The sequence below is a fragment of the Pseudonocardia pini genome, assembly GCF_013870575.1.
Lineage (GTDB): Bacteria > Actinomycetota > Actinomycetes > Mycobacteriales > Pseudonocardiaceae > Pseudonocardia > Pseudonocardia pini.
Genome location: NZ_JACBXB010000517.1, coordinates 1 through 4,019 on the forward strand (window position 1 = coordinate 1; position 4,019 = coordinate 4,019).

The 4,019-nt window shown below is 74.4% G+C and carries 5 protein-coding genes and 1 pseudogene; 2 read left to right on the forward strand and 4 right to left on the reverse strand.

The annotated features are described in order from the left end of the window. Window positions 1-95: 95 nt before the first annotated feature. Window positions 96-479 carry a DUF6636 domain-containing protein gene (locus tag H5J29_RS23700; RefSeq protein WP_181783243.1) on the forward strand — a complete coding sequence of 128 codons (384 nt, stop codon included), beginning with the start codon at window positions 96-98 and terminating at the stop codon, window positions 477-479. Between the two features lie 80 nt (window positions 480-559). Next, window positions 560-991, forward strand: coding sequence for a DUF1707 SHOCT-like domain-containing protein (locus tag H5J29_RS34405; protein ID WP_220187833.1), 432 nt, complete (start codon window positions 560-562; stop codon window positions 989-991). A gap of 17 nt (window positions 992-1,008) precedes the next feature. On the opposite strand, the gene H5J29_RS23710 is transcribed toward H5J29_RS34405, so the two are convergent. The 4 genes and pseudogenes from H5J29_RS23710 to H5J29_RS34410 form a co-directional block, all read right to left on the reverse strand. Further along, window positions 1,009-1,908, reverse strand: coding sequence for a crotonase/enoyl-CoA hydratase family protein (locus H5J29_RS23710; RefSeq protein WP_181783244.1), 900 nt, complete (start codon window positions 1,906-1,908; stop codon window positions 1,009-1,011). Continuing rightward, window positions 1,905-2,699, reverse strand: coding sequence for an enoyl-CoA hydratase/isomerase family protein (locus H5J29_RS35350; RefSeq protein WP_181783245.1), 795 nt, complete (start codon window positions 2,697-2,699; stop codon window positions 1,905-1,907). The genes H5J29_RS23710 and H5J29_RS35350 overlap by 4 nt, the downstream gene beginning before the upstream one ends. Then, window positions 2,696-3,811, reverse strand: a complete 1,116-nt coding sequence (locus H5J29_RS23720; RefSeq protein ID WP_181783246.1) for an acyl-CoA dehydrogenase family protein — start codon at window positions 3,809-3,811, stop codon at window positions 2,696-2,698. Before H5J29_RS23720 ends, H5J29_RS35350 begins: the two co-directional genes overlap by 4 nt. Then, window positions 3,808-4,019 (reverse strand): annotated as a pseudogene (locus H5J29_RS34410) (acyl-CoA dehydrogenase family protein); the annotation flags it as partial. The gene H5J29_RS23720 and the pseudogene H5J29_RS34410, both read right to left, overlap by 4 nt.

The window sequence follows — 4,019 nt, forward strand, 5'->3', positions numbered from 1 at the left end:
CGAGATCGCCCGGGGAACCCGGCCCACCCCCGGCGACGACGACGGCGGCGGCGGATCCCGCCCAGAGCTCCGCACCGATCCCGGCCTCGACCCAGGTGCCGCCCACCTCGGCCGACCTCCAGGTCGCCACCGAGGCGACCGGCTTCGCGAGCCCCAGCGGCAACATCGCCTGCTACCTGCAGCCGAGCGGGGTGCGCTGCGACATCGCCGAGGCCGCCTGGGACCCCACGACGGTCCCCGACCGCCCGGCGGACTGCGAGGGTGTGTGGGGGGACGCGATCGCGGTCGGCGGGACCGCGCGCCCGGACTTCGTGTGCCACGGGGACACCGTGTTCGGCACCGGCCCGATCCTCGACTACGGCCGGTCGCTGCGCGTCGGGGACGCGACGTGCACGAGCAGGCAGACCGGCGTGGAGTGCCGGATGGGCGCGAGCGGACACGGGTTCTCCCTGTCCCGGACCGCCTACCAGTGGTTCTAGGAGACTGCTGGGAACCCCGGGCGCCGCCTGGGCGCCGCGCAGTAGGTCGGGGTTCGTCGGCGGTCTCCTAGGATGCAGACATGAGCGAGGAGACGCGGATCGGGACCGCCGAGCGGGAGTCCGCGGCGAAGGCGTTGAACGCGCACCTCGAGGCGGGCAGGCTCGGTGTCGAGGAGTACGCGGACCGTTCCGCGACCGCGGCCACGGCGGTCACCGCCGGGGACCTGAGCGCCCTGTTCACGGACCTGCCCGAGCCCCATCCCGTGCTGCCCGGCCATGCGCCGACCACCGCGGTGGCCCCCCGCCCGGCCGCCCAGGCGCCGGAGCGCCGGTTCTCCGGGGCGGGGGCCCGGCTCGCCGCGGCCAGCCCGATCGTGGCCGTGGTGCTGTTCTTCGTGCTCAGCTGGGCCCACGTGCCGATGGCCTGGCTGGCCTTCCTGCTGATCCCGCTCATCGGCGCGCTCGGCTTCTCCCGGGAGCACCGGGAGGAGCGCGAGCAGCGCCGCGACTGAGCCCGGCCCGGTCCTGCTCAGTCCATGTCGGCCGGCCTGGTGGGCCAGCGCTCCAGGACCTCCGGGTAGTTCTCGCTCACCGTGTCCGGGTACGCGGGTGGGCGCTTCTCCAGGAAGGACATGACGCCCTCGCGGGCGTCCGCGCTGCGGCCCAGGTGGTAGATCCCGGCCGAGTCGGTCCGGTGGGCGGCCCACGGCGTGTCCTCGCCGAGCATCGACCACAGCATCTGCTTGGACAGCGCCACCGACACCGCGGAGGTGTTGTCCGCGATCTCGCGGGCGATCCCGTAGGCGTACGGGAGCAGCTCGTCCGGCGGCAGGACCTTCGAGACGAGCCGCCCGGCCAGTGCCTCCTGCGCGTCGAACACCCGGCCGGTCGCCACCCACTCCATGGCCTGCGAGATGCCGACGATCCTCGGCAGGAACCAGCTCGAGGCCGCCTCCGGCACCAGCCCGCGCCGCGCGAACACGAACCCGAACCGCGCCGTCTCGGAGGCGATCCGGATGTCCATCGGGAGCGTCATCGTGGCGCCGATGCCCACGGCCGGGCCGTTGATCGCGGCGATGACCGGCTTGCGGCAGGCCGCCGTCGCGAGCGAGGCGACGCCGCCGCCGTCTCGCGGGACGCCGCCGATGGTGCCGACGTCCTTGCGCTCGGCGGCCCGCTCGGGGTCGTTCGCGTCGAACGTCGCGCCGCCCCGACCCAGGTCCGCCCCGGCGCAGAACCCCCGCCCCCGCCCGGTGACGACGACGGCGCGGACCTCGTCGTCCGCGTCCGCCTCGGTGTAGGCCCGGGCGAGCTCGGCCATCATCGTGCTGGTGAAGGCGTTGAGCTTCGCCGGCCGGTCGAGGGTGATGGTCGCGACGTGGTCGGCGACCTCGTACGCGATCTCCGTGTAGGTCTCGGTGGTCGTCACTTGACCGCCCACTCCCCCGTGAACTCGGGCGTGCGCTTGGCCATGAAGGCCTCGAAGGCCGCCGCGGGGTCGGTGCCGCCGAAGTTGATCGTCTGGGCCCGGGTCTCGCCCTCGAGGGCCTCCCGGAGGGTGAGGTCCGCGGCCTCGTTGAGCAGCGCCTTCGACTGGGCCAGCGCGACCGGTGCGCCCGCGGCGAGCTTGGCGACCAGCTCGTCGGTCCGCGCGTCGAGCTCCGCGTCCTCGACGAGGTAGGTGATCAGGCCGATCTCCTTGGCCTCCTCCGCGCCGATGATCTCGGCGAGCAGCGCCAGCCGCTTCGCCTGCTGCAGGCCGACGATCTTGGGCAGCAGCCACGAACCGCCGAAGTCCAGCGACAGCCCGCGCTGGGCGAAGATCTCGGAGAACCGGGCCGACCGGCCGGCGATCACGAAGTCGCAGCCGATGGCGAGGTTGCAGCCCGCGCCGACGGCCGCGCCCGGGACCTTGGCGACCGTGGGCATCGGCAGCGAGTGCAGGGCGAACGCGATGTCGTGGATCCAGCGCATCCGACCCAGGGGGTGGCCGTCGGCGGGGCCGCCGGACAGGTCCGCGCCCGCGCAGAAGTCGCCGCCCGCGCCCGTCAGCACGACGACCCGGATCCCCTCCTCGCGCTTGGCCCGGGTGAACGCGGCCTCGAGGCCGTGCCAGCTCGCGGCGTCGAGCGCGTTCTTGCGGCGGGGGCGGTTCAGCGTGATCGTGAGCACCCCGTCGACCAGCTCGGTGAGGACCGCGGCCTCGGTGGTGTCGGTCATGCGTCGTCCCTTCGTCGGATTCCCAGCCGGTCCGCGAGCCGCGCCCGCTGCCGGGCCGTCGAGCCGAACAACAGCTCGGAGCTCTTGGCACGCTTGTAGAACAGGTGGGCGTCGTGCTCCCAGGTGTAGCCGATGCCCCCGTGGAACTGCACCCCCGCCAGCGCGGCCCGGAAGTAGGCCGGGCCGAGGTAGGTGGCCACGAGCGCGGCCGCCACGGGCAGATCGTCGGGCGAGGAGTCGGCGGCCCAGGCGGCGTAGCGGACCGCCGAGAGGCCCTGCTCCCAGTCGCAGTGGATGTCCGCGAGCCCGTGCTTGACCGCCTGGTAGGAGCCGATGGCCCGGCCGAACTGCACCCGGATCTTGGCGTAGTCGGTGGTCGTCTCCAGGACCTTCTGCAGGCCGCCGAGCTGCTCGGCCCCCAGCGCGACGGCGGCGAGGTCCCGCACCCGGTCCAGCGCGGCCCCGGGATCCGCGGACTCCAGCTTGACGGCGGCGGCGCCGGTGAACGTGACCGAGGCCAGCCTGCGCGTGGGGTCCAGCGTGGTCAGCGTGGTGCGGGTGACCTCGGCCGCCGACACCCGGAACCAGGTGGGCCCCTCCGCCACGACCAGGAGCTCGTCCGCGAGGTCGCCGGCCACGACCGGGCCGACCGTGCCGTCGAGCGCCCAGCCCGACGCGGTCTCGGTCGCCCGCACCCCGGACTCGCCGAACGCCACGGCGACGATCGTCTCGCCGGACACCATGCGCGGCAGCAGGTCCTTCCGCGCCGCCTCGTCGTCGAGAGCCAGCAAGGCATCCGTGGCCAGGACCGCGGAGCCCAGGAACGGGGTCGGCGCGAGGGCGCGGCCCAGCTCCTCCTGCACCACCGCCCGTTCGACGTGCCCGGCCCCGGCACCGCCGTAGGCCTCCGGCACGGTCAGCCCGAGGACGTCGAGGTCGCGGCCCAGCCGCGTCCACAGGTCCCGGTCGATCCCGGTCTCGCTCTCCATCGCGGCGCGGACCTGGGCGGATCCGGAGCGGTCGGCGAGCAGGTCGCGGACGGCGGCGCGCAGCGCCTCCTGCTCGGTGTCCAGCAGCAGCCTGGGCGCTGCGGGTGCGGTCGTGGCGGTCATCGCTGGGTCCCCACCTTCAGCTCGCGGAACGGCACGCCGCGGTCGACCGACGGCTCCTTCGGCAGCCCGAGGATGCGCTCGCCGATGATGCCGCGCTGGATCTCGTTCGTACCGCCGGCGATGCCCCCGGCCGGGCTCGAGGTGATGCCGAGGGCGATCGCGTCGCCGCGGGCGTCGTCGGGCTGCCAGCCGACGGCGAGTGGGCCCG

What these genes read in the sequence shown, in the direction of transcription:
- H5J29_RS34405 (WP_220187833.1), top strand. Translation starts at nt 560, where the DNA reads ATGAGCGAGGAGACGCGGATCGGGACCGCCGAGCGGGAGTCCGCGGCG.
- H5J29_RS23720 (WP_181783246.1), bottom strand. Translation starts at nt 3,811, where the DNA reads ATGACCGCCACGACCGCACCCGCAGCGCCCAGGCTGCTGCTGGACACC.
- H5J29_RS35350 (WP_181783245.1), bottom strand. Translation starts at nt 2,699, where the DNA reads ATGACCGACACCACCGAGGCCGCGGTCCTCACCGAGCTGGTCGACGGG.